This is a genomic window from Mucilaginibacter gilvus (assembly GCF_004054195.1).
Lineage (GTDB): Bacteria > Bacteroidota > Bacteroidia > Sphingobacteriales > Sphingobacteriaceae > Mucilaginibacter > Mucilaginibacter gilvus.
Window position 1 is genome coordinate 380,042 of record NZ_SBIW01000003.1, and the last position, 23,536, is coordinate 403,577.

Consider the following 23,536-nt stretch of genomic DNA (forward strand, 5'->3'; position numbering starts at 1 on the left):
TATACTTGCTAACAAAAGAATGATAACCGATATTTATAAAACTTATCGGTTATCATTTTATATAAGTGCTAAAGATGAAAAAAGAACAAAACAGCCCTGTGCAAATTGCATCGCTATCTCAGGCGCACCAGTTTTTTGGTTTACCAAAACCCATGCATCCGTTGGTTAGTCTGATAAATGGTCGTCAGGTGCAGGCCGAAAATATGGCGCTGCCGCAACACCATGTGCTGGGCTTTTATAAAATATCTTACAAGCCCAAATTGGGCGGTAAGCTACAGTATGGCCAGAGTTATTATGATTTTGATGAAGGTGGCTTATTATTCATATCTCCCGGCCAGGTTATAGGTAACACCGGTAGCGATGGCGCGGTGTGTTCGGAATATACTTTGCTCATTCATCCCGATTTCTTTTTAGGGCATTCTTTGGCTAAAAACATCAAGCAATATGGTTTCTTTTCTTATGCTACTAATGAGGGTTTGCATCTTTCGGAAGAAGAAAAGGCAACCATTATGGAGATCTTTAAAATGATAGAAAAGGAGCTGAACAGCCGCATTGACGATTTTAGCCAGGACGTGATCATTTCACAGGTGGAATTATTGCTCAATTATGCCAACCGGTTTTACAAACGTCAGTTTATAACCCGCAAAGCAGTGAGCAACGATCTGCTGGCAAAGCTGGATGACCTGTTAGCCGATTATTTTAATAACGAAAGATCGTTAACACAAGGCCTCCCAACCGTTCAATTCCTTTCCGAAAACCTGAACATATCGCCAAGTTATTTAAGTGATATGTTGCGTTCGCTCACCGGTCAGAACGCGCAGCAGCACATCCACAATAAACTCATAGAAAAAGCCAAGGAAAGGTTATCAACCACCAATCTATCGGTAAGCGAAGTTGCCTACGCCCTGGGTTTTGAACATCCACAGTCGTTTAATAAGCTATTCAAAACAAAAACTAACCTTTCTCCCTTAGAGTTCCGGCGGTCGTTTAATTAAGCAATCATAGTGTTATTGGCCATCATAGGCTCGTTGCAGGGCCGCTACGTCCGGTTTTTTCATGTCCATAAAAGCTTGCGTAATGCGTACAATTTGTTCAGGGCTGCCGTTTTTCAGTCCTTCTAACATAACCGTTGATGCAACCTGCCAGGATACGCCGTATTTATCTTTTAGCCAGCCGCACTGCCCGGGTTTGCCATCAGCAGAAAGCGCTGCCCAATAGTAATCAATCTCATCTTGCGTTTCACAAGGTACCAATAGCGACACCGCGTCGTTAAAGCTAAAACCGTGTGGATGCGCGCTGTCCATGGCAGCCATCCAGGTTTGGTCTGCATGAAAATCAGCGAACATCAAACTACCTGCGTTATCTGGTCCCATTTCTTCAGTGCGAGGGGCCGTAGTACCGCGTTTACCGTCTTTAAACACCGAGCAGTAAAAGTCAATGGCTTCATTGGCTTTACCGGCCACCTGGCCGGTGTACATCAACGAAGGGACGATCACCGGCCTTTCTTCACCATCCGGGTTGGTGAGTATCAGTTGCCAGGACACACCGTATTTATCGCTTACCCAACCATAGCGCTCGCTGAAAGGGTAGCGGTCCAGCGGCATCATCACCGATCCGTTGTCTATCAGTTTATTCCAAACTTCGTTAATTCGGCTGGCGGCATCCGAGGAATCAAAATTGATCATGAAGGAAATAGCAGGGCTAATCTTTAGTCCCTTCCCTGCGCTGATCCCCAGGAACGACTGGCCGGCCATGTTGAATTCAACTATTTCGCATTCTCCGCCGGGCATAGGAAAATGGCTAACATAGTCTAAAGCCGAATTGGGTATTAACGAAGTGTAAAATTCGGCAGCTTCTTTGGCTTTATCCTGGTCGAACCAGATGTGTGGTTTGATAGGTAACATATGTAAATGATTTGGTGTTGATGTATTAAAAATTGTAAGCGCTATTGGTTTTGATAGATCATACAGCTATAACCTTTATAGATGATCTGTTTTTATTTTAGCGGCTTAACTATCTCAAAATTAACTTCTTTTTAAATATTAGAAAGGGGAAAAGGAGACATTTTAGGGGCGTATTGCGACAGCATTTAAGTTAAGATCAAACCATCGAACTAAATAAAGAGCCCTTTATCTTATATTGCGTACTCATAAAAACGCATGAAAAACCGATGCCCTTTGCTTCTTGCTGGATTACCTGCCTGCCAGCATTATCGAGTAATTGCTCTACCGTACGGTAAGAAAGTATCTTACTGACAGATCTCCCCATCAGCTAAAAATGAAGATTTTGTTTTACTGTCAAAGGATTTGATCGGCTTAAAGCTAAATACGATTATTCATCAGGAATACATTATTTTTGTGCTCATAAATGGAACAGACTGATGAATAACGACGAAGGAGAAGATGCGCGTACTGACAATGATAACGCAATTGGGAACGACCCCTTCAGCACTGTTGACATAGCCCAAGTCGCGGTCCATTCCGCAAATGCCGGCGTATGGATCATTGATACCGCAACTCAAAACTTCCTGTCATCGGCGCGTACTAAGGAGTTATTCGGCTTTTTACCTGAAGAGGAAATGTCTTTAGAGGCTGCGATGTCGCAGATCGTGGAAAAACACCGGAAGACTGTTTTGAAAGCGATGGATAACGCTTTTAAAACACGCAGTAATTTATATATAGAATACCCGGTTGTAGGATATCATGATCAACAACATCGTTGGCTGAACGTCACCGCCGGGTTTAGTGAATCGGATGCCAGCAATACTTATTTTTCGGGGATCGTTATGGACATTACTGATCAAAAACAAAATGACCTGCGCAGGTCTAAGTTTATCGGCATGGTCAGCCATGAGTTGAAAACCCCGCTGACAGCTTTGAAAGCTTATGTGCAAATGTTAAATAACTGGGCCAAAAAACAGAAGGACAATTTTACGATCGGCGCGTTATCGAAAGTAGACAAACAGGTCCGGAAAATGCTCAACATGATCAATAGCCTGCTTAATTTATCCGGCGCAGAAACTGGTAAGATCCATCTGAATAAACAAAATTTTACGCTGAATGAACTCATCAGCGAGGTGATTGAAGAAACCTTATTTATTACCTCATCGCATCATATTGTAATGTTGCCGTCTGAGTTGATCAACGTCAACGCGGACCGGGAGAAAATAGAACAGGTGCTGGTAAATCTTTTAAGTAACGCTGCCAAATACTCTGATAAAACGGCCCCAATCGAAATCGGCTGTACGCGAATAGACGATACGGTAACGGTCAGTATCCGGGACGAGGGCCTCGGTATCGCCCAGGATGATATCGCAAAATTATTTCTTCCCCACTACCGGGTGGAAAGTAAGGAAACGGAGAAGATCAGTGGTTTTGGTATTGGCTTATATTTGTGTGCAGAGATCATTCAAAGGCACCAGGGTGAAATTTGGGTGGAAAGCGAACTGGGAAAAGGGAGTACTTTCAAATTTACACTTCCTGGCTGTTAATTACCATCATGGAAAAAAAACTTATCAAAACACGTTACAGCGACAATGAACTGGCCGAATTCCGGGAACTGATCACTGAGAAGATAAAAATAGCGCGCGAAGAATTTCTTTCTCTCGCAGGTTCTTTGAACTCTACGAATAGCAATGGTACCGATGATACGGCCGCCGCGGGAAAGACACTGGAGGACGGTTCCGATTCACTGGAAAAAGAATCCATTAATCAATTAGCATCGCGACAGAAAAAATTCATCGAACAATTGGAGGCGGCGCTCATCCGGATCCAAAATAAGACCTATGGGATTTGCCGGGAAACTGGCAAACTGATCCAGAAGGAACGACTGCGCGCTGTACCTCACACCACCCTGAGTATGGAAGCGAAATTGAAACAGCACTGATGCTGCATTCGGTTAACAGTAATCCTCGGTCAAAGTTTTGACATCTTGCTTGATGCGTTGGTAATTCAATGACACTTCTTTGAGGGTAAGCTCGCGACCCCAGGTATTTCTTGGTAAGCGCTTTCTTCCTGCGCAATAGCGTCATGGTCATTCTGTATTTGACAATGGAAAGTTTTGAGATTGATAGTGTTGGTCGGATCATCGGCCAACATACCCACAAATTCATCTAATGACAAGCCTGCTATTTTAGAGGCTGGTATAGCATAATCTAATTGGGTGGAGCGGCTAACGGAAGTATCGCTGCTGTTGATAGATAGGCTTTCTTTTTGCTGGTTGATCTTGCCAAAACGATCAGATAGTTGTTTTGCAGTATCTCCGGTGACCTGCCCGCAAATAATATTACCGACAATGTTCATAATGACCTCCGCCTGTTGCCGGCTCATTTTCGGGGGCAGAGGGTTTGTATTTCCAGTCTTTTCGAGTACATTATGACCCTTATTTAAAGGATATAACTATTTATTATACAAGTGCTTAACTCTTTCTTGGCCCCCAAATGTAAAAACTAATTCCGGGGGTCCGGATTGGTGTTCCAAAGTGTGTATTCGTAAGGACTGAAAAGGATTGGAATAAAATAGAAAACCCTCTAAATCACCGATTTAGAGGGTTTGTGATTCTTCAAAAATCACATTTTGTGCGCCCACCTGGGCTCGAACCAGGGACCAAAAGATTATGAGTCTTCTACTCTAACCAACTGAGCTATAGGCGCTGAAAATAGTTGTTATTTTCGAGGCTGCAAATATGTAAAAATGCAGCCGGAATTACAAAAATCATTTCACTTTTTCCCGCGGGTATGTAATTGCCTGTTTTATAGGTGATTTATTTAAAGTCGGCAAAAGAATTATTCGGGCGAGGTATACAATTACCCGCAAGCCGTGCCCGGATTAAGCAAACGACTTACCGGTTCTACTATTAATGGAAATTTCTTCCCTTATGAAATGCTCCTTCTGTCGAAACTGCAGGCACCGTAGACCGCAGGTCATAATCGTATGGCTTGGTTGTTTCGTCGCCGCGTGCGAGGGTTTGCGGTAGTTCATCGGTTGTTTCTGTTAAACTCCGCAGTAATGCCGTTAAATTAAAGCAGCGCTGCACCACCAGGTGTGTTACGCCATTGGCAATTTGCAATTTCCCCGCCACCATCAACAAACGCGACTGCACAATCTCCTTGCGGTATTTGTCAAATAGCTTTTGCCATACCACAAGGTTGGCCGAACCTGTTTCATCTTCCAGTGTCATAAACAAAACCCCTTTGGCTGTACCCGGTCGCTGCCGAACGGTGATCAAACCGGCAACGCATACATAATCTCCATCTTTTTTATGCGAAAGATCGCTTACCCGTATGTTACGCAACTGGGTAAGTTTGGCGCGCAGCAAACCAACAGGATGATCTTTCAGCGAAAGGCCGGTAGAAATGTAATCCTGTACTACGTGCTCGCCGCGCGTCATTGGCGGCAGATCCGGTGCTGCTTCCAAAAAGCTTTCAGAGAATTGGCCATCAAATAAGCCTATTGGCCTGTCGGCTAAAGCAGATACTTCCCATAAAGCCATGCGGCGGTTGGCACCCAATGAGCGAAAAGCATCTGCATCTGCCAGTTTTTCGAGGGCAGCCTCCGGAATATCCACCGCTCGCAACTGGTCTATGTGGCTATAACCTTGGTTACGCATGGCTACCAATATGGTCATATCGTCTTCCTTTAGCCCCTTTACTTGCCTGAAGCCTAATCTAACGGCATGATGTCCATGGCTTTTTTCTTCGAGCGTATTATCCCATTCAGAATGGTTTACATCTACGGGTAGCACCTGTACGCCGTGGTCGCGCGCATCCCTAACAATTTGTGCCGGCTGGTAAAAACCCATTGGCTGGCTGTTGAGCAATGCCGTGCAGAATACATCCGGATAATGGCATTTAAGCCAGGAGGAAATATAAACCAGCAAGGCAAAAGAGGCCGCATGGCTTTCGGGGAAACCATACCCTTCAAAACCCTGCAATTGTTTAAATACCCGGCGTGCAAAATCTTCCTCGTAATCTCGAGCCATCATCCCTGCAACCATTTTGTCCTCGTAGTGCTTTAGTTTACCATTAGCCTTGAAGGAAGCCATGCTGCGCCGCAACTGGTCTGCCTCGCCCGGGGTAAAACCTGCTGCTACAATGGCAATTTCCATGGCCTGTTCCTGGAAAAGCGGTACGCCCAATGTGCGGCTTAATATTTCTTTAAGTTCATCTTTAGGGTATTCTGCATCTTCTTCGCCGTTCCGTCGCCGTAGGTAAGGATGCACCATATCGCCCTGTATGGGCCCCGGCCTTACAATGGCTACTTCTATTACCAAATCGTAAAACACGCGGGGTTTTAACCGCGGCAACATACTCATCTGCGCCCGGCTCTCTATCTGGAAAACGCCGATGGTATCTGCCCGGCAGATCATATCATAAACCTTCTCGTCGTCCTGCGGTACATTGGCCAGGGTCAGTTTCTCTCCGTAATGACGCAAAACCAAGTCAAACGCCTTGCGGATCATCGTCAGCATACCTAAACCGAGCACGTCTATTTTCAGGATTCCCAAGTCTTCCAGGTCATCTTTGTTCCATTCTACTTGCGTGCGGTTCTCCATCCGCGCATTCAGTATGGGGCAAAAATTGGATAGCTGGCCTTCGGTAATTACAAAACCACCTGTATGCTGGCCCAATTGTCGGGGAAAACCCATTAGGTCGCAGGTGAGCTGCAATACTTTTAATATCAGCGGGTCTTTGGGGTTCAGCCCCTGGTCAAGTAAGCGCTTTTCATCAAAACCTTCCTCGTAAAAATCCCAAATGGTAGCGCCGATGCGTTTGATAGTATCTTCGGATACGCCCATTGCCTTGCCTATATCGCGGATAGCACCTTTGTGACGCTCTTGCGTAACGGTGGCCACAATGGCCGCCCTATCGCGCCCGTAATCATCATAAATAAACTGGATGATCTCTTCGCGCCGTTCGTGTTCATAATCCACATCAATATCCGGCCATTCATCCCGCGCATCCGACATAAAGCGGGAAAACAATAAGCGCGATTCTTCGGGATTAACAGCTGTAATACCCAAACAAAAACAAACTGTAGAGTTAGCTGCCGAGCCGCGCCCCTGGTGTAAAATACCCAGTTCTTCGGCTTTTTGCGTTTTTTTATAAACCCGCAAAAAATACCAGGCCAGGTTACGCTTTTTAATAAAATCCAGTTCAAATTCAATCTGCTTTAGGTGTTTCTCGGGGATAGGGTCTCCCAAACGCTCGTTTGCGCCGACCCAGGTTAGTTTTTCTAAACGCTGCTGGCGGGTTAACCCATTCACCAGTTGTTCCTCGGGCTCCAGGTATTTGAGCATGTCTAATGAAAAGGTACAGGCATCAGCAATAAATAATGCGTTTTGAATGGCCTGAGGATAGCCGCGAAATAATCGTTCAATCTCCTCCAATGGTTTCAAAAAGCGTTCGGCGTTGGAGTGCAGCCTAAACCCTGCTGTATGGATGGTACACTTTTCCCTAATACAGGTGAGTACATCCTGCAGTTCGCGCCGACCGGCAATATGGTAATACACATCACCGGTGGCCACTAAAGGTACGCCTGTTTCCGTAAGGCGAAACAGGCGTTTGGCATCCTGACCCTGGTAATTAAAAGAGGCGGCTAAATAAAGCGAACTGCCAAAATGTTGCCGGTATGCCAGCAGGTCTTTTTTAAATGCTTCATCAAAATCAAACTTGCTGTTTAATTTATCCGGCGCAATCGCCACAAACAACAGGCCTTCTGTATGTTCATATACATCCGCCTTATATAATTCACATTTACCCTTCTCTGTACGCAGATTGCCTTTGGTAAGCAATGCCGATAGGCGCCCGTAAGCTGCAATATCAGTAGGGTAGGCCAACAAGCTGGTGCCATCCATCAAATCCAGTCGGCAGGCCGGGATAAAGCTAATACCAGTCTGCTTAGCGGCAATATGCCCGCGAACAATTCCGGCCAAAGAGTTCCGATCAGTTATAGCAATGGCCGAATAGCCTAATCTTTTGGCTTCCTCTGCCAGTTCGTGCGGATGCGAGCCCCCTCGCAGAAAGCTAAAATTGGATGTTACCTGTAGTTCCGCGTATGCTATCATCCTGTTCTAAGCAAAATAACCATGTAAATACCATTGTGCATCGCCACCATCATAATATCCCGAGCGAAACACCCAGTAACGCTGCCCATCGGTATCTTCCACAACATAATAATCCCGGTGCTCGCCGCTGTCGCGCCACCATTCGCGGCCAATGCGTTCAGGCCCATCCGCTTTGGTGATGTTGTGCCGTTTGCCTTTATAAATAAATAGCTTGGGCGGGTTATCCGGCACCAGTGCCATCACTTCAATGGCTTCGGGAGGGTTTAACAAACGCATAGGCCGCATTTGCATGGGCCAGGTAGTTTCGGGTTCTTCGGTGATGGACTTTGCTGCTTTTACAGAGCGCTCGGGCCAGTAATGTTCGGCAGGTAAAAAGCGCTGGATGGTTTGCGACCCTACTTTACCTGCTACACGGTCAAGCATTTCGGCCAACGAGGTATCCTCTAAGCCTTTATCCAGCGCCCACAGCTGTTCCTGCGGGGTTTCCATTTCTTCAACCTTTGGCACTTCCAGTACAAATAATTCTATCCCCAGGGCAGGTTCTATTTTAGAGATCTGCAGCTCGAAAAGCTTTAAAAGATGCGAAACACTATGTGAACCCCGGTTGGTGGTGATGCCTGTTTGCACCGTGCGGCCGTCTATCCGGTAACATTTAAGTACTGCTTTACGTACCCCTTTGCCTTCGGCCTGTAAGCGCATACATAATGCAGATAATAGTTTTTCGATAGCTATAGCGATGCCCGGCGCGTTACGGATCGGTTCCAAACAAGGCAACCGCTCCACGTACGGAACAGGCGGTATCAATGGTTCCGGGTATTCTGCTGCGCGACCCAAAGCCTGGTCTAACCGTAACAGTAATTCTTTGCCGAAACGCCGCCGTAAAGCCTGGGCGGGTATTGATAATAAAAGCCCGATAGTACGAAAGCCTAATTTTTGCAACCGCTCTAAAATTTCATCGCTTAACCTTAAAGCAGCCGGCGGTAAACCGGCAATGGCCTTAGCCTGTGCATCGGCCTCTACAATGGGCCTGGAAACGGCAAAATGGGCTACTGCCCAGGCAGCGCCGGGAGTATCTGCAATGGCCGCGCGGGCATCAAAACCCGCATTACGCAATTTTAAAACGATCTCTTTCAGGTAGCCGTGTTCGCCAGCCCAAAGGTGGGTGCAGCCGGAGATATCAAGAATTAAACCATCAGGCAGATCTACAGACACGATAGGGGTGTAGCGAATGCACCAGAGGCCTAACAAGCGCAGTAACTTTGCCGCTTTGCCGGGTATATCATCCACTACCACCAGTTCGGCTACGGCTGCCCGCGCATCGGCTACGGCCATACCGGTGAATGCGCCCTGTTGTTCTGCCAGCGGACTGGCTGCAGTGATGATAACGCGGTTTTTTACCGGTGCAGCCAGCACAAAAGGGTTTTCCTTCAATTCGGGCCGACGAAGCGCCAGGGCATCCGTTAGCAAATGGCGGAACACGATAACCATATAACGTTTGGGCATGTTTCAACCTACCTGCCTTTCTTCTATGAGGGTTAATTCCTCAACCGGGATAAACCGCCCTTCCTGCCATTCTAATATCCAGCTACCCGTTTGCCCATTGCGTACTTTTAGCAAGTCTACCTGCCAGCGCAGATAGCCTATACCTGGTAAACCGTCCATATCGGCACTTGGCAGGGATCTGACCTGCCAGCGCGCCGCACAGGAAGTAGAGCCGAGTTTATCAGCAGCATTGCGTAACACAAAACCGGTTACCCGGCTTTGTTCCACCGCCAGTTGCAGGCGGCGCGATTGCTTAAAATTTATTTCGCCCAACTCGCAAACCACTGCTTTTAGTCCGGGGCATTTTAAAGCTTCCTCCATCACCCATAATGCATCTTTATCTTTGGTGAGGCTGATAAAGATCACACGGTGTGCTTCTACGCCAAAAAGCGTGAGTGCCGGGGCAAACAACCGCCTTGCGCGCCCTATCCATACGCAAACGCCGCCCTGCTGCATCAACACAGAAAGAATGCCGGTAACCAGCCCCCCGGAAGCAGCCGCTTGTTCGCTGCTGCCACAAACCAGTTCATGGATAGCACCTACCGGGAACACACCATTTGGAAACGCGGCCTCTACCAAACCCAAACCTACCAAATTGCGCATACCCACAGGTGGAGGCCTATAGCCTTCCCATTGCAAAATATTTTTCTGCAGCCTTTCAATCATCTCTCTTTTTTCAACGGCCATGATAAACGACTTTGGGACTGTAAAGCTATGCTAATATTTTTAGTATTTTGTAATTATTACACATTTATTTTAACAAACGGTGTTAAATAATTAAAATATGATAAACCCTTCCATTTTGGAAAAAGCATGTTAGAATGATAAGAGATGAATGCAGCTTTACCGTAAAAAAGGCTAATTTTATGCAACAGGCCGATAAATAAAAAACTTGGCATAAGTTTGGGGCGTACGCTGTTTTACATCTTATACCATGCAACAAAACATACTTATTATTGATGATGAAAAAAAGCTGAACGGCCTTTTAACCCGCATTATAGAACTGGAGGGCTATAAGGTTTTCCAGGCGTATACCGGCAAAGAGGGGCTGAAGGTTTTGTCGCAGGAAGAGATCCAGGTAGTAATAAGCGACGTAAAACTGCCCGACGTAAACGGCGTTGAACTGGTAAAACAGATAAAAGAAAAGCAGCCCTACGTGGAGGTGATCAACCTTACCGCCTTCGGCACCATTGCCGATGGTGTGCTCTCCATTAAAAACGGCGCTTTTGATTACATCACCAAAGGCGATGATAACGACAAAATACTCCCCATGCTTGCCCGCGCTATGGATAAGGCGCAGTTGCAACTGCAGGTATTTAAACTGCAAAACAAAATTGTAAAGCAGTTTACGTTTGACGGTATTGTGGGGCGCTCAAAGGCCATTAATGCCGCTATAGATCTTGCCAAAAAAGTTTCGATTACCGGTACCACCGTGTTACTGCTTGGCGAAACGGGTACGGGTAAAGAGGTTTTTGCCCATGCTATCCATTACAACAGCAAGCGTAAAACAGAGAACTTTGTGGCGGTAAACTGCAGTTCCTTTAGTAAAGAACTATTAGAGAGCGAACTGTTTGGGCACAAGGCAGGTGCCTTTACCGGCGCATTAAAAGATAAAAAAGGTCTTTTTGAGGAAGCCGATGGCGGCACCCTGTTTTTGGATGAGATAGGCGAAATGGATATTAACCTGCAAGCCAAGATCCTCCGCGTGATTGAACAGGGCGAGTTTATTAAGGTAGGTGATACCAAAACCAGTAAGGTAAACGTGCGCATCATTGCCGCCACCAACCGCAAACTGGAAGGCGAAATAGCCAAGGGTAATTTTAGGGAGGACCTGTTCTATCGCTTATCTGTATTCCAGATCACGCTGCCATCCTTAAACGAGCACCGCGATGATATCGCTTTATTAGCAAAGCATTACCTGAAAGAATACACCCGCAAAGTGGGGCAGAAGATAGGGGATATGAGTCCGGAATTTTTAGCCGGATTGGAAAAGCATAACTGGAAAGGTAACATCCGCGAACTGAAGAACATCATCGAACGCGCGGTAATTATCTGCGATGGCAACACCCTAACGGCCGATCTGCTTCCGCTGGATTTTTATGATAATTTGGACAGCGCGCCATCCTCCTTCGCGCTTTCGGCCATCGAGAAAAATCACATCAACAAAATACTCCACTACACCAAAGGCAACAAAACCGAAACCGCCCGCTTGCTGGGTATCGGGTTAACCACGCTGTACCGTAAAATTGACGAGTACGGGTTGGAGGGGTAATTAATACATCCTAAATACTACTGCCTGTTAATTTAACCACAGAGAGCACGGAAGTTGCACGGAGAGTCACAGAGAATTTTATCTCATTCCTCTCTGTGTAACTCTGCGTTTTCCTCTGCTACCTCTGTGGTTAAATCCCATTCGCAAATCAATCCTAATCCACTCCAATTCAATAACCAACCCTTCCAAAACGGAAGGGTTTTTTGCGTTATAGTTTTTTCTTGTTAATGGTAAATGTCTATAAATTGTTATTTATCAGTTACTTATAAGTAAATCTACGAAAGTGGTATCTCTATTGGCATAGGTGATGAAAATAATAAGACAATGATCACCATAATCCTCTTCCTCTCCATGCTTTTGATAAGCCGGGTAATTTTTAAATCAATCGACTGGTTCGAAAAAATCTAACACATCATGATCGCATTATTCATTATCTCCATCGCAGTTTTCTTATACATGGTATACGTGCTGCTTAAACCCGAAAACTTTTAACCTTCAAACACAATGAACACAGAATTATTAGGAATCGCGGTCTCCTTTTTGCTGATGCTGGTTATCGGCATCCCACTGGGAAAATACCTGGCAAAAATGTTCGCCGGCGAAAAGGTATGGACCGATTTTATGAAACCCATCGAAAACGGAATCTATAAATTATCCGGCATTAACCCTAACGAGCCTATGGACTGGAAACAGTTTTTAAAAGCCATGATGTGCATCAACATGCTTTGGCTGGTTTACGGCTTTTTTGTTTTAATGAACCAGGATAAGCTTCCCCTTAACCCCGATGGCAACCCCGGCATGACTGCCGACCTGGCCTTTAACACCATCATTAGCTTTGTGGTAAACTGTAACTTACAGCACTACAGCGGCGAAAGCGGCGCCAGTTATTTAATACAGCACTTTATATTTATGTTTCTGCACTTTACCAGTGCGGCTACAGGTATTGCCTGCGCGGTTGCTTTCTTTAAAGCCTTCCGCGATAAAACCACTACAAACCTGGGTAACTTTTGGAATTACTTTGTAAAAGCTATCACCCGTTTACTGTTGCCATTATCAATTGTGGTAGCCTTAATATTAACCTTTAACGGCACGCCAAGCAGTTATGCAGGTAAAGATCAGTTCATTTCCCTGCAGGGCGATACCGTACATGTATCGCGTGGGCCTGCTGCACAAATGATAGCCATTAAACACTTAGGTACAAACGGTGGCGGTTGGTTTGGCGCAAACTCGGCAAATCCGCTGGAGAACCCTAACTATCTAACCAACATCACCGAAATTGTTTCGCAGATGATCATCCCTATAGCGATGGTGCTGTGCTTCGGCTATTTTATCGGCCGTAAAAAATTGGGCTGGGTAATATTTGGTGTAATGATGATAGGTGCTTTAATGCTCCTTATTCCAAGTATCAGCAGCGAAACCGGCGGAAACTCTGCCATAGCCAAAATGGGTATCTCGCAGCCAACCGGTGCAATGGAAGGCAAGGAGGTCCGTTTTGGGCCAACGGCTACTGCCTATTGGAGTACTTTTACTACCATCGTATCAACAGGTTCTGTTAACGGGATGCATGATAGTACCATGCCCCTTACCGGTTTATGGCAATTGCTGGGCATGATGATCAACGGTTTCTTTGGCGGTTGCGGTGTGGGTGTGCTCAACTACTTCATCTATCTCATTATCGCGGTGTTTATCTCCGGGTTGATGGTTGGGCGTACACCGGAATTTTTGGGCCACAAGGTGGAGGCGCGCGAAGTAAAGATAGCCGCTTTGATCACCCTGCTTAGTCCGTTTTTAATTATGGCGGGTACAGCCATAGCCGCCTTTGTTTTCACCAACCATGGCAATGCCGATTGGGCCGTGAAACCGTCTGCTTGGTTAAACAACCCCGGTTACCATGGCTTTAGCGAAATGCTGTACGAGATGACCTCGGCCAACGCCAACAACGGCTCCGGCTTTGAAGGGTTGGGGGACAACAACATCTTTTGGAACGTAAGCACCGGCGTCCTGATGATCCTGGGCAGGTTCTTGCCAATTATAGGCCCGGTAGCTATTGCGGGCTTGCTGGCCAAAAAGAAATTCATCCCCGAATCGGCAGGTACGCTGAAGACCGATACCGTAACATTCGGCCTGATGACCTTCGCTGTAATATTGGTACTAAACGCATTATCCTATTTCCCTGCGCTGGCTTTAGGGCCTATTGCAGAGTATTTTTCAATGCCTAAATAATCTTAAATCATGACAACCAGATCAAATAAATTGTTCGAACCGGCCTTGGTGAAAACTGCGCTGAAAGAGTCGTTCATTAAACTTAACCCAAATGTAATGCTGCGCAACCCGGTAATGTTTACCGTAGAAGTGGGCACCGTAATTATGGCTTACATGTGTGTGTACAGCTTTTTGCACACCGGCCAGGGTTCGTTCACCTATAACCTTATCATCTTCATTGTACTGCTGCTCACCTTGTTGTTTGCCAACTTTGCAGAGGCCATTGCCGAAGCGCGCGGTAAGGCACAGGCCGATAGCCTCCGTAAAACCCGTGAGGAAACACCCGCCAAGGTTTTGCTGAAAGACGGCAGCATTGTAAGCAGATCATCAAACGAGTTACGCAAGGGCGATGTGTTTGTATGCGAAACGGGAGATGCCATCCCAACTGACGGTGAAATTATTGAAGGTTTGGCTACGATAGATGAATCGGCCATTACAGGCGAATCTGCCCCGGTTATCCGTGAGGCAGGTGGCGATAAATCATCGGTAACCGGTGGTACCAAAGTGTTATCAGATAATATTAAAGTAATAGTAACCACCGAGCCGGGTGAAAGCTTTCTGGATAAAATGATCGCCCTGGTAGAGGGTGCATCCCGCCAGAAAACACCTAACGAGATAGCTTTAACTATCCTGCTGGCCAGCTTTACGCTGATATTCGTTATCGTATGTGTTACGCTTAAACCTTTTGCCGATTATGCAAATACCCCTATCACTATAGCCGCGTTAATTTCGCTCTTCGTCTGTTTAATTCCCACAACTATCGGTGGCCTGTTATCGGCCATCGGTATTGCGGGGATGGATAGGGCGCTGCGTGCAAACGTGATCACCAAATCTGGCAAGGCGGTAGAAACCGCAGGCGATATTGATGTGCTGCTGCTTGATAAAACAGGTACCATTACCATTGGTAACCGTAAAGCCACCCAGTTTTGGCCGGCCCCGGGCGTATTGCCCGAAACTTTGGTAAAGGCTGCTGTACTTTCTTCCCTTGCCGATGAAACCCCCGAAGGGAAATCTATTATAGAGCTTGCCCAGCACAGCGATATGAAAATTTCGCTTACCGCACCAGCCGGGTCAGAGTTTATTAAATTTACCGCGGAAACACGGTCCAGCGGGATAGATACTAAAGATGGCCTGCGCATCCGCAAAGGTGCGTTCGATTCTATCAGGAATATGTCGGTAGCCGCAGGTAACAAATTCTCTCCCGATGTGGAAGAACGCGTAAAGGCCATCGCATCAAACGGTGGTACGCCGCTGGTGGTAGCACAAAACGAGGTGGTTTTGGGTACCATAGAATTGCAGGATATTATTAAACCCGGCATTGCCGAACGTTTTGAACGCCTGCGCAAAATGGGGATAAAAACCGTAATGGTAACTGGTGATAACCCGCTTACCGCCAAGTTTATTGCCGAAAAAGCTGGTGTGGATGATTTTATTGCCGAGGCCAAGCCTGAGGATAAAATGAACTACATTAAGCAGGAACAAGCCAGCGGCCGCCTGGTAGCCATGATGGGCGATGGTACAAACGATGCCCCGGCATTGGCACAGGCAGATGTAGGTGTAGCCATGAACAGCGGTACACAGGCAGCCAAGGAGGCAGGTAACATGGTTGATTTGGATAACGACCCAACCAAGCTCATCGAGATAGTAGAAATAGGTAAGCAACTGCTCATCACCCGCGGTACGCTTACTACCTTTTCCATCGCTAACGACGTAGCCAAGTACTTCGCCATTGTGCCGGCCTTGTTCATCGCTTCTATCCCCGCTTTGCAGGCTATCAATATCATGCACCTGCATAGTCCGGAAAGCGCGATCTTATCGGCTGTCATCTTCAACGCTATCATCATCCCAATGCTGATACCATTGGCTTTAAAAGGGGTAGAATACAAACCTATCGGTGCCAGCGCATTGCTTCGCCGTAACCTGCTCATCTACGGTTTGGGCGGTGTTATCGCGCCATTCATCGGTATTAAACTGATCGATTTACTTATCTCATTAGCTTTTTAATAATTAGAAATCATGAAAAATCTTGTAAAATCCATACGCCTTACATTAGTGTTAATTGTGCTATTGTGCGTAGTATATCCCGTGTTTATTTCCTTCGCCGGTAAACTTTCTAAAGGCCAGGGTAATGGCGAAACCATCAGTGTAAATGGCAAAGTGGTTGGCTATGCCAACGAGGGCCAAAGCTTTACCCAGCAAAAATACTTTTGGGGCAGGCCATCGGCAGTTGGTTACAATGCTGCGGGATCAGGAGGTAGCAATAAAGGCCCAAGCAATCCCGATTATTTAAAGGACGTAGCCAGCCGTATAGATACCCTGCTTAAATACCACCCGTATTTAAAACGCAGCGAGATCCCCGCCGAAATGGTAACCGCATCGGGCAGTGGTTTAGACCCGGATATTTCACCCGCCGCCGCTAAGATCCAGATAGAACGCATAACACACAACCGCCAGTTAACCGTTATGCAGGTTACCGACCTGGTTGCCGCCCATACCGAAGCACCACTGTTAGGTCTGTTCGGCCCAGCCAAAGTGAATGTGTTGAAATTGAATGTAGCGCTTGATGATTTAGCAAAGCCTGCGAATTAACCACAGAGGGCACAAAGAGAGAACCACAGAGTTGCACAGAGAAAAAAATGAGATAGAAAGCCGCTGTGTAACGCTGCGAAACCTCTGTTAACTCTGTGGTTAAAATAAATGAGAAGAGTATCATGGCACAAGAGCAAAATCGTAAAGACGACTCTGTAAAAAACTTCATCGAACTGGTGAAGAAAAGCAGGCGCGGCAAGCTGAAGATCTACATTGGCATGAGTGCCGGTGTGGGTAAAACTTACCGGATGCTACAGGAAGCGCATGCCCTGCTCAAAAATGGGATAGATATCCAAATAGGCTACATAGAGACCCATAACCGCGCCGAAACACATGCCCTGCTGGCCGGTGTTCCGTTCATTGGCCGCCGTAAAATATTTTACAAAGGCAAAGAGCTGGAAGAGATGGACCTGCAGGGCATTCTTAACCGCCACCCCGAAGTGTTGATTGTAGATGAGCTTGCCCACAGCAATATGGAGGGGAGTAAAAACGGCAAGCGCTGGCAGGATGTTAGGGATATTTTAGAAGCGGGTATCAGCGTGATAACTGCCGTAAACATTCAGCATTTAGAGAGCCTGAACGAGGAGATAGAATCCATCACCGGCATCGCCATCACCGAGCGAGTACCTGATAAAGTGTTGGAACTGGCAGATGAGATCGTGAACATCGACCTGACCGCCGATGAACTGATCAGCCGTTTAAAAGAAGGCAAGATATACGATAAGGCTAAGGTAGCTACCGCACTGCAAAACTTTTTCCGTAACGAAAAGATATTGCAACTGCGCGAGATTGCTTTGAAGGAGGTTGCCCACCACCTGGAACGGAAGATAAACGTGGAGGTGCCCAAGCAGATAAAACTACGGCCCGAAAAATTTTTGGCTTGCATCTCCTCCAACGCCGAAACGGCTAAAATTGTGATTCGAAAAACCGCCCGGCTGGCTTCGTATTACCGCTCGCCATGGATAGTGCTTTACGTGCAAAGCAGCAGCGAAAGTCTGGATAGGATAAAACTGGATAAACAACGCCACCTCATCAATAATTTCAAACTGGCAACCGAACTTGGTGCCGAACTTATCAAAATAAAAAACGATGCCATCACTAAAACCATTATGCAGGTAGCCGAAGAGAAGGAAGTTACCACCATTTGCATTGGTAAGCCCCATTTAAATTTGTGGCAGGTGATATTAAGAACGGCTATATTTAACGAATTACTCACCAAAATTGCAGCGACGGAAACGGACCTGGTTATATTATCATGAAAGTAAAAACTAAACTCCGGTTAGGCTTCGGCTTTTTATTTGTAGTGGTGCTGTTTTTTGGCGCAACCGCATTGTTCTACATTCGCGATATCTCGGAGAACTCTAAGATCATCCTTAAAGATAACTACGAATCACTAAATTTTGCGCGCGAGATGCGGAATATATTAGATGGGAATGACTTGCCATTAAATAGAGGTTCCCTGGATAAATTCAATAGTTACTTATTAAAACAGGAAAATAATATTACAGAACCGGGTGAGCGGGAATTGACTCATAGTGTAAGAACTGCGCTTGATTGGCTCTCCGGATCTAAACCAATCATCGAAAAACAAAAATACGCATGTAGACTGATAAGGAAAGACCTTGCGGAGATCGAACGGCTTAACATGCAAGCCATTGTCCTCAAAGACGAGAATGCACGAAAGGCAGTAAGCAAGGCCACCTTATTTTTAGGGCTGGTAGGCAGCTTTACCTTTTTAGTGCTGTTTAGTTTCAGTGTGAATTTCCCCGGGTTTATTGCCAACCCGTTACGTGCATTGCTAATAGGTATCCGCGAAATTGGGCAAAAGAAGTATGATACCCGCCTCCATTTTGAAAAAGACGATGAATTTGCCGAAGTGGCCAACGCTTTCAACTCCATGGCGGCAAAACTGAATGATTGGGAGAACAGTAACCTCGCTACCGTAATATCAGAAAAGCGGCGCATCGAAACTATTATTGAGCAGATGCAGGATGCCATCATTGGTGTGAGCGAAAAACGGGAGGTGCTTTTTATAAATGATGCTGCCCGTAAAATACTCAATATCAGCGATGATAAAGTGGTAGGTAAAAACACCGACGCGCTTATCAAGGGTAACGACCTGTTCCGCTCCATCATTGGTGATGAGGCCACCGTTAAGCAGTTAAAGGTTGTTTTAGATGGCCGGGAGGCTTATTTTCAATTACAAAGCAGCAGTATTGTGGTGCCTAACGTAAATCAATCTGCCGATGTTTTGCAGCTTGCCAGCCGTTCGGCAGGGAAGGTGTACATCCTCAAAAATATCACCGAATTTAAGGAGCGCGACGAAGCGAAGACAAACTTCATCGCCACTATTTCGCATGAGTTGAAAACACCCATTGCATCCATAAAAATGAGTCTTAAATTGTTGAACGATGACCGTGTAGGGGCGATGAACACCGAGCAACACCAATTGATAGCGCACATAAAAGATGATAGCGACCGTCTGCTAAAGATCACCAGCGAACTGCTGGAACTATCACAGGTAGAAACAGGCAATATTCAACTGAATTTTGCGCGTGTAAACCCCATGAAGATAGTTGATTATGCCATCACTTCCATTAAATTCCAGGCGGAGCAAAAAAAGGTGACTTTAGAAATATTGCAGGATAACACCCTGCCCGAGGTACACGTAGATATTGAAAAAACGGCATGGGTGTTGGTGAACTTCCTCTCCAATGCCCTGCGTTACAGCGCCGAAAAATCAAAGATAGTGATACAGGTGGCGGCCAAAAATAATAAGGTGGAGGTCTCGGTGAAAGATTTCGGCAAAGGTATAGACGAAGCTTACCAAAAGCGCCTGTTCGACCGCTACTTCCAGGTACCAACCGATGGGCAGAATAAATCAGGCTCTGGTTTGGGGCTGGCTATCTCCAAAGATTTCATTAACGCGCAAGGCGGCACCATCGGCGTGGAAAGCGAAATAGGCGAGGGGAGCAGGTTTTATTTTAGTTTGCCGGGCAGTTAGCCCATAACCGATGGTCCATAGACGATAGTTGGATTTGATTCCAATCTCATTTTGCTATGGACTATCGACTATGGTCCATGGACTTTCTACATAAAACTATCCACTTCCCTATATGCTTTTATCAGCGCAAGTTCACCTTCTTTTCCTTTGCCGGCGTTGCCGTGTTCCATGCCCATTACGCCGCGGTAGCCTTTATCGTAAATGTGTTTAAAAATGTTTTTGTAGTTTATTTCGCCGGTGCCGGGTTCGTTTCGGCCCGGGTTATCGCCTATTTGGTAGTAGCCAATTTCGTCTATACACAGATCAAGCGTAGGGATAATGTTGCCTTGGTTGCGCTGCACGTGGTACATGTCATACAGTATTTTGCAGTTTGGGCTGCCAACGGCTTTACATATTTCGTAACCCTGGTCGGGCGTGCGGAGGAACAGGTTGGGGTTATCGCTCAGGGGTTCCAATACCATAATAATGCCGTGCAGTTCAAAAATGGCGGTCCCTTTTTTTATGGCTTCTATTACATGCCCGGTTTGCACACCAATGGGCAGCCTGCGCTCAAAATCACCCGGGACAACAGTTACCAGCTTGCTGTTGATGCGTTTGGCCACTTCCACCGCTTGCTGGCACGATTTAATGAAATTTTCGGTATGCTCGGCTTTGCCCGATGCCAGCATATTGCCGTCGTTGCTTAGGCCGGGCTGTACAAACACGCCCATAGCCATCCCCAGTTTAGCCAGTGTGTCGCCTATTTTTTTCTGCTGCTCAACAGGGCGGCCGCTCATGCCATTATCCTCGATAGCGCGAAAACCCTGCTCGTAAGCAAACTTTATCTGCTCCACAAAATCGTCGCCAGCGTGGTTTTTAAACATGCCATCGTGGATGCCATAATTTAAATTAAAGGTTTTGCCCGCTGTGGCCGAAGTGTTTTTATCAGATGCAGCGGCTTTTAAAACACCACTTGCTAATAAGGCGCCACCCGCCAATACCGAGCTTTGCACAAAGTTTCTTCGTTTCATATATAGGTTTATTTGGAGGAGGAAAGATAGCGTAAACAGGCGGAATGGCAAAGAGGATTATTGACCGCTCTCTTCAAAAACCCTCACCGTTTTCATATATCGCCCCACGTAATAGCTGTTCATGGGGGTTTCGGTAACGCCAAGGTTATCATGGCCCGAGGTGGAGTGGATAAACCGCAGTTCCTGCCCGGGTGTAGCTAAAATAATACCCATGTGGCCAACCACGCGCACGGTGCTGTCGGTACCGGTGAAAAGCACCAGGTCGCCGGTTTTGGCGTCTTTCAGGTTCACCTCGCGGTGCATATAGGTGAAACTTTCGGATGTACGGGGCACGGCGATGCCGAAGTGGTTAAATACGTAAGTAATAAACCCCGAGCAGTCGAAACCCTCAGCCGGGTCGGTAGAACCGTATTTATAAGGTACACCTGTAAGTGAGCGTGCAAAGGTAACCAGTTCTAAAGGAGTGGTTTGCCCGGTTACAATGCGGGTAGTTTGCCCGGCGCTATCCGGCGCAGGTGGCTGTATAATGCCTTCAGGGGTTTTCTTAACGGTATCGCCAGCGTCGGTTATTACATAGGTTGGCTCGTTGGGGCCGCCGCAACCCATGGTGGCAATTAGTAATATAATGTATAGCAGTATCCGTTTCATGTCTATACTACACCAGTTCAGCAGTTTAGTTTTAGGTAATAATACAGTGATGCCGCCTTGCGGGTTTACCGGGCCTGCCGGTATGTCGATGAGAGAAAACGCCGCTTCTTACAATTATTGTCAAGCATACATTTTTGCATTTGCGCCGTTTTAAACTGCAATATTTTTCTTTACTTGCATACCAATTATCAACCACTATGAAACGCTGCTGCCTTACCCTTGATTTACAGGACGACCCCTCCCTGATAGCAGAATATGAAGCCTATCACCAACAGGTATGGCCCGAGATTTTGCAGAGCATCAGCGGCAGCGGGATAGAGAACATGGAGATCTACCGCCATGCTAATCGGCTATTTATAATTATGGAGGTGAATGAGAGCTTTAGTTTTGAGGCCAAGGGTGCAGCAGATGCCGGCAACCCTAAAGTGCAGGAGTGGGAGGAACTGATGTGGAGATATCAAAAGCCCCTGCCAACTGCAAAGCCCGGCGAAAAGTGGCTGTTAATGGATAAAATATTTCAGTTATAAATTTATGCAGAAGATAGATGCGCACCAGCATTTTTGGAAGTTCGACCCGGTGAGGGATTCCTGGATCAGCGATGATATGGCCGTAATTCAGCGCGATTTTTATCCGGAGCATCTTGCGCCTGTTTTGGCGGAAAATGGCATAGATGCCTGCATTGCCGTACAGGCCGATCAAAGCGAAACGCAAACCAATTTTTTAATAGACTTTGCCAAAAGTAATCCGTTTATAATAGGTGTAGTAGGCTGGGTAGACCTGCGTGCAGATGACCTTTACGAGCGCCTGCAACACTACAGTAAGCGCAGCGTTGTGAAAGGCTTTCGCCATGTTTTACAAGGTGAAGCGGGAGAATTTATGCTGGGCGAGAAGTTTATGCGGGGGATCTCCATGCTCAATCAATATGGCTTTACTTATGATGTTTTGATCAGGCATGATCAGCTCAGTTATGCCGAACAATTGGTAGCCGCTTTTCCGCAGCAAAAATTTGTGATAGATCACTTGGCCAAACCAGCCATTAAAGCGCAGGAAACCGCACCATGGGCACAGCAGATAGCCGCTATTGCGCAGCATGAAAATGTATATTGCAAGGTAAGTGGTTTTTGTACCGAGGCCGACTGGGCCAACTGGCATCCATCAGACGTAAAACCTTACTTAGATGTGGTATTCCAGGCGTTCGGTACCGATAGATTGATGTTTGGTTCCGATTGGCCGGTGAACCTGGTGGCGGGTGGTTACAATAAAACAGTTGAGTGCCTCAATGCATACCTGGCCCCGTTTTCGCCAGCCGACCAGGAGAAATTCTGGGGTGACAACGCGGCATCATTTTATAATTTATAAAAAATGGACTTACAGCTTAAAGATAAAGTAGTAATAGTAACCGGCGGCGCACGCGGCATAGGTAAAGGCATAGCGGTAACCCTGGCCCGGGAAGGTGCCATACCCTTCATCATCAGCCGTACCGAAGCAGAGAACCTGATCACTTTAAACGAGATAACGCAGGCTGGTGGGCATGCCCACCATACCGTTGCCGAACTAACCGACCCCAAAGCCTGCGAGCGCGCCGTAGCCGAAGTGATAAAGCAATGCGGCCGTATAGACGGGCTGGTGAACAACGCCGGTGAGAATGATGGTGTAGGGTTGCAAAACGGCAGTTACGAGCGCTTTATGCAATCACTGCACAAAAATTTGATCCACTATTACCTAATTGCCCATTTTGCCCTGCCCGAGCTGATCAAATCGCAGGGAAGCATCGTTAACATCACTTCAAAAGTAGCTGATACGGGGCAGGGGGGGACATCGGCCTATGCGGCATCAAACGGTGGCCGCAATGCCATGACGCGGGAGTGGGCGGTGGAGTTGTTGCCGCATAATATCCGCGTAAACGCTGTTGCTGTAGCCGAATGCTATACCCCTTTGTACGACCGATGGATAAAAACCCTCGACAACCCTGAAGAAAAACTCGCATCCATTACGGCCAATATCCCATTAGGAAAACGGATGACCACTATTGATGAGATAGCCAATGCCACAGTGTTCCTGCTGTCGCCGTTATCAAGCCATACTACCGGCCAAATTACCTATGTAGATGGCGGATATACGCATTTAGACAGATCGTTGTAAGCA

20 protein-coding genes and 1 tRNA gene are annotated in these 23,536 nt (G+C 46.6%); 13 read left to right on the forward strand and 8 right to left on the reverse strand.

Annotated features, from left to right (window positions below; translation table 11 throughout):
- The first annotated feature begins 74 nt into the window (after positions 1 to 74).
- Positions 75 to 995: a helix-turn-helix domain-containing protein gene (locus EPL05_RS07615; protein ID WP_128533352.1), complete on the forward strand. Its 921-nt coding sequence runs from the start codon at positions 75 to 77 to the stop codon at positions 993 to 995.
- 12 nt (positions 996 to 1,007) lie between these two features.
- Here EPL05_RS07615 and EPL05_RS07620 read toward each other — a convergent pair whose 3' ends face one another.
- Positions 1,008 to 1,904, reverse strand: coding sequence for a VOC family protein (locus tag EPL05_RS07620; RefSeq protein ID WP_128533353.1), 897 nt, complete (start codon positions 1,902 to 1,904; stop codon positions 1,008 to 1,010).
- Positions 1,905 to 2,380: 476 nt separating this feature from the next.
- On the opposite strand from EPL05_RS07620, the gene EPL05_RS07625 reads away from it, so the two are divergent.
- A complete protein-coding gene (locus tag EPL05_RS07625; RefSeq protein WP_128533354.1) occupies positions 2,381 to 3,490 on the forward strand; it encodes a PAS domain-containing sensor histidine kinase in 1,110 nt (369 codons plus the stop codon).
- Between the two features lie 8 nt (positions 3,491 to 3,498).
- Positions 3,499 to 3,885 carry a TraR/DksA family transcriptional regulator gene (locus EPL05_RS07630; RefSeq protein WP_128533355.1) on the forward strand — a complete coding sequence of 129 codons (387 nt, stop codon included), beginning with the start codon at positions 3,499 to 3,501 and terminating at the stop codon, positions 3,883 to 3,885.
- 65 nt (positions 3,886 to 3,950) lie between these two features.
- On the opposite strand, the gene EPL05_RS07635 is transcribed toward EPL05_RS07630, so the two are convergent.
- From EPL05_RS07635 to EPL05_RS07655, 5 genes are all read right to left on the reverse strand, one after another.
- The gene (locus tag EPL05_RS07635) at positions 3,951 to 4,328 is read right to left on the reverse strand and encodes a type IV secretory system conjugative DNA transfer family protein (RefSeq protein WP_128533356.1); all 378 of its coding nucleotides are present in this window, start codon (positions 4,326 to 4,328) and stop codon (positions 3,951 to 3,953) included.
- A 249-nt stretch (positions 4,329 to 4,577) separates the two neighbouring features.
- Positions 4,578 to 4,651, reverse strand: a tRNA-Ile gene (locus tag EPL05_RS07640).
- 203 nt (positions 4,652 to 4,854) lie between these two features.
- On the reverse strand, positions 4,855 to 8,064 hold the full coding sequence (locus tag EPL05_RS07645) for an error-prone DNA polymerase (RefSeq protein ID WP_243837247.1): 3,210 nt from the start codon (positions 8,062 to 8,064) through the stop codon (positions 4,855 to 4,857).
- A 6-nt stretch (positions 8,065 to 8,070) separates the two neighbouring features.
- Positions 8,071 to 9,567 (reverse strand): Y-family DNA polymerase, encoded by a 1,497-nt coding sequence (locus tag EPL05_RS07650; protein WP_128533357.1) that lies wholly within the window; start codon positions 9,565 to 9,567, stop codon positions 8,071 to 8,073.
- Between the two features lie 3 nt (positions 9,568 to 9,570).
- On the reverse strand, positions 9,571 to 10,293 hold the full coding sequence (locus tag EPL05_RS07655) for an ImuA family protein (protein ID WP_128533358.1): 723 nt from the start codon (positions 10,291 to 10,293) through the stop codon (positions 9,571 to 9,573).
- Positions 10,294 to 10,540: 247 nt separating this feature from the next.
- On the opposite strand from EPL05_RS07655, the gene EPL05_RS07660 reads away from it, so the two are divergent.
- From EPL05_RS07660 to EPL05_RS07690, 7 genes are all read left to right on the forward strand, one after another.
- The gene (locus tag EPL05_RS07660; RefSeq protein ID WP_128533359.1) at positions 10,541 to 11,878 is read left to right on the forward strand and encodes a sigma-54-dependent transcriptional regulator; all 1,338 of its coding nucleotides are present in this window, start codon (positions 10,541 to 10,543) and stop codon (positions 11,876 to 11,878) included.
- Between the two features lie 414 nt (positions 11,879 to 12,292).
- The gene (locus EPL05_RS24620) at positions 12,293 to 12,370 is read left to right on the forward strand and encodes a potassium-transporting ATPase subunit F (protein ID WP_078346467.1); all 78 of its coding nucleotides are present in this window, start codon (positions 12,293 to 12,295) and stop codon (positions 12,368 to 12,370) included.
- A 12-nt stretch (positions 12,371 to 12,382) separates the two neighbouring features.
- Entirely contained in the window at positions 12,383 to 14,101 is a 1,719-nt protein-coding gene (gene kdpA / locus EPL05_RS07670; protein WP_128533360.1) for a potassium-transporting ATPase subunit KdpA, read from the forward strand.
- A gap of 9 nt (positions 14,102 to 14,110) precedes the next feature.
- Positions 14,111 to 16,144, forward strand: coding sequence for a potassium-transporting ATPase subunit KdpB (gene kdpB / locus EPL05_RS07675; RefSeq protein ID WP_128533361.1), 2,034 nt, complete (start codon positions 14,111 to 14,113; stop codon positions 16,142 to 16,144).
- Positions 16,145 to 16,153: 9 nt separating this feature from the next.
- Positions 16,154 to 16,729 carry a K(+)-transporting ATPase subunit C gene (locus EPL05_RS07680; protein WP_128533362.1) on the forward strand — a complete coding sequence of 192 codons (576 nt, stop codon included), beginning with the start codon at positions 16,154 to 16,156 and terminating at the stop codon, positions 16,727 to 16,729.
- A gap of 122 nt (positions 16,730 to 16,851) precedes the next feature.
- A complete protein-coding gene (locus tag EPL05_RS07685) occupies positions 16,852 to 17,988 on the forward strand; it encodes a sensor protein KdpD (RefSeq protein WP_128533363.1) in 1,137 nt (378 codons plus the stop codon).
- The gene (locus tag EPL05_RS07690; protein WP_128533364.1) at positions 17,985 to 19,733 is read left to right on the forward strand and encodes an ATP-binding protein; all 1,749 of its coding nucleotides are present in this window, start codon (positions 17,985 to 17,987) and stop codon (positions 19,731 to 19,733) included. The genes EPL05_RS07685 and EPL05_RS07690 overlap by 4 nt, the downstream gene beginning before the upstream one ends.
- An 86-nt stretch (positions 19,734 to 19,819) precedes the next feature.
- Here the strand turns inward: EPL05_RS07690 and EPL05_RS07695 are convergent, their stop codons facing one another.
- Positions 19,820 to 20,743 carry a hydroxypyruvate isomerase family protein gene (locus tag EPL05_RS07695; protein WP_128533365.1) on the reverse strand — a complete coding sequence of 308 codons (924 nt, stop codon included), beginning with the start codon at positions 20,741 to 20,743 and terminating at the stop codon, positions 19,820 to 19,822.
- A gap of 57 nt (positions 20,744 to 20,800) precedes the next feature.
- Positions 20,801 to 21,391 carry a C40 family peptidase gene (locus EPL05_RS07700; RefSeq protein WP_128533366.1) on the reverse strand — a complete coding sequence of 197 codons (591 nt, stop codon included), beginning with the start codon at positions 21,389 to 21,391 and terminating at the stop codon, positions 20,801 to 20,803.
- 197 nt (positions 21,392 to 21,588) lie between these two features.
- On the opposite strand from EPL05_RS07700, the gene EPL05_RS07705 reads away from it, so the two are divergent.
- Genes EPL05_RS07705 through EPL05_RS07715 form a run of 3 tightly spaced genes read left to right on the forward strand, consistent with a single transcriptional unit; the run spans position 21,589 to position 23,533 of the window.
- Positions 21,589 to 21,918 (forward strand): L-rhamnose mutarotase, encoded by a 330-nt coding sequence (locus EPL05_RS07705; RefSeq protein ID WP_128533367.1) that lies wholly within the window; start codon positions 21,589 to 21,591, stop codon positions 21,916 to 21,918.
- Between the two features lie 4 nt (positions 21,919 to 21,922).
- A complete protein-coding gene (locus EPL05_RS07710) occupies positions 21,923 to 22,750 on the forward strand; it encodes an amidohydrolase family protein (RefSeq protein ID WP_128533368.1) in 828 nt (275 codons plus the stop codon).
- Between the two features lie 3 nt (positions 22,751 to 22,753).
- The gene (locus EPL05_RS07715) at positions 22,754 to 23,533 is read left to right on the forward strand and encodes an SDR family oxidoreductase (RefSeq protein ID WP_128533369.1); all 780 of its coding nucleotides are present in this window, start codon (positions 22,754 to 22,756) and stop codon (positions 23,531 to 23,533) included.
- The last annotated feature ends 3 nt before the right edge of the window (positions 23,534 to 23,536 follow it).

Coding starts and splice junctions, on each gene's coding strand:
- kdpB (WP_128533361.1), top strand. CDS start 14,111: ATGACAACCAGATCAAATAAATTGTTCGAACCGGCCTTGGTGAAAACT.
- EPL05_RS24620 (WP_078346467.1), top strand. CDS start 12,293: ATGATCGCATTATTCATTATCTCCATCGCAGTTTTCTTATACATGGTA.
- EPL05_RS07685 (WP_128533363.1), top strand. CDS start 16,852: ATGGCACAAGAGCAAAATCGTAAAGACGACTCTGTAAAAAACTTCATC.
- kdpA (WP_128533360.1), top strand. CDS start 12,383: ATGAACACAGAATTATTAGGAATCGCGGTCTCCTTTTTGCTGATGCTG.
- EPL05_RS07645 (WP_243837247.1), bottom strand. CDS start 8,064: ATGATAGCATACGCGGAACTACAGGTAACATCCAATTTTAGCTTTCTG.
- EPL05_RS07705 (WP_128533367.1), top strand. CDS start 21,589: ATGAAACGCTGCTGCCTTACCCTTGATTTACAGGACGACCCCTCCCTG.
- EPL05_RS07715 (WP_128533369.1), top strand. CDS start 22,754: ATGGACTTACAGCTTAAAGATAAAGTAGTAATAGTAACCGGCGGCGCA.
- EPL05_RS07700 (WP_128533366.1), bottom strand. CDS start 21,391: ATGAAACGGATACTGCTATACATTATATTACTAATTGCCACCATGGGT.
- EPL05_RS07660 (WP_128533359.1), top strand. CDS start 10,541: ATGCAACAAAACATACTTATTATTGATGATGAAAAAAAGCTGAACGGC.
- EPL05_RS07695 (WP_128533365.1), bottom strand. CDS start 20,743: ATGAAACGAAGAAACTTTGTGCAAAGCTCGGTATTGGCGGGTGGCGCC.
- EPL05_RS07615 (WP_128533352.1), top strand. CDS start 75: ATGAAAAAAGAACAAAACAGCCCTGTGCAAATTGCATCGCTATCTCAG.
- EPL05_RS07655 (WP_128533358.1), bottom strand. CDS start 10,293: ATGGCCGTTGAAAAAAGAGAGATGATTGAAAGGCTGCAGAAAAATATT.
- EPL05_RS07710 (WP_128533368.1), top strand. CDS start 21,923: ATGCAGAAGATAGATGCGCACCAGCATTTTTGGAAGTTCGACCCGGTG.
- EPL05_RS07650 (WP_128533357.1), bottom strand. CDS start 9,567: ATGCCCAAACGTTATATGGTTATCGTGTTCCGCCATTTGCTAACGGAT.
- EPL05_RS07620 (WP_128533353.1), bottom strand. CDS start 1,904: ATGTTACCTATCAAACCACACATCTGGTTCGACCAGGATAAAGCCAAA.
- EPL05_RS07625 (WP_128533354.1), top strand. CDS start 2,381: ATGAATAACGACGAAGGAGAAGATGCGCGTACTGACAATGATAACGCA.
- EPL05_RS07630 (WP_128533355.1), top strand. CDS start 3,499: ATGGAAAAAAAACTTATCAAAACACGTTACAGCGACAATGAACTGGCC.
- EPL05_RS07635 (WP_128533356.1), bottom strand. CDS start 4,328: ATGAGCCGGCAACAGGCGGAGGTCATTATGAACATTGTCGGTAATATT.
- EPL05_RS07690 (WP_128533364.1), top strand. CDS start 17,985: ATGAAAGTAAAAACTAAACTCCGGTTAGGCTTCGGCTTTTTATTTGTA.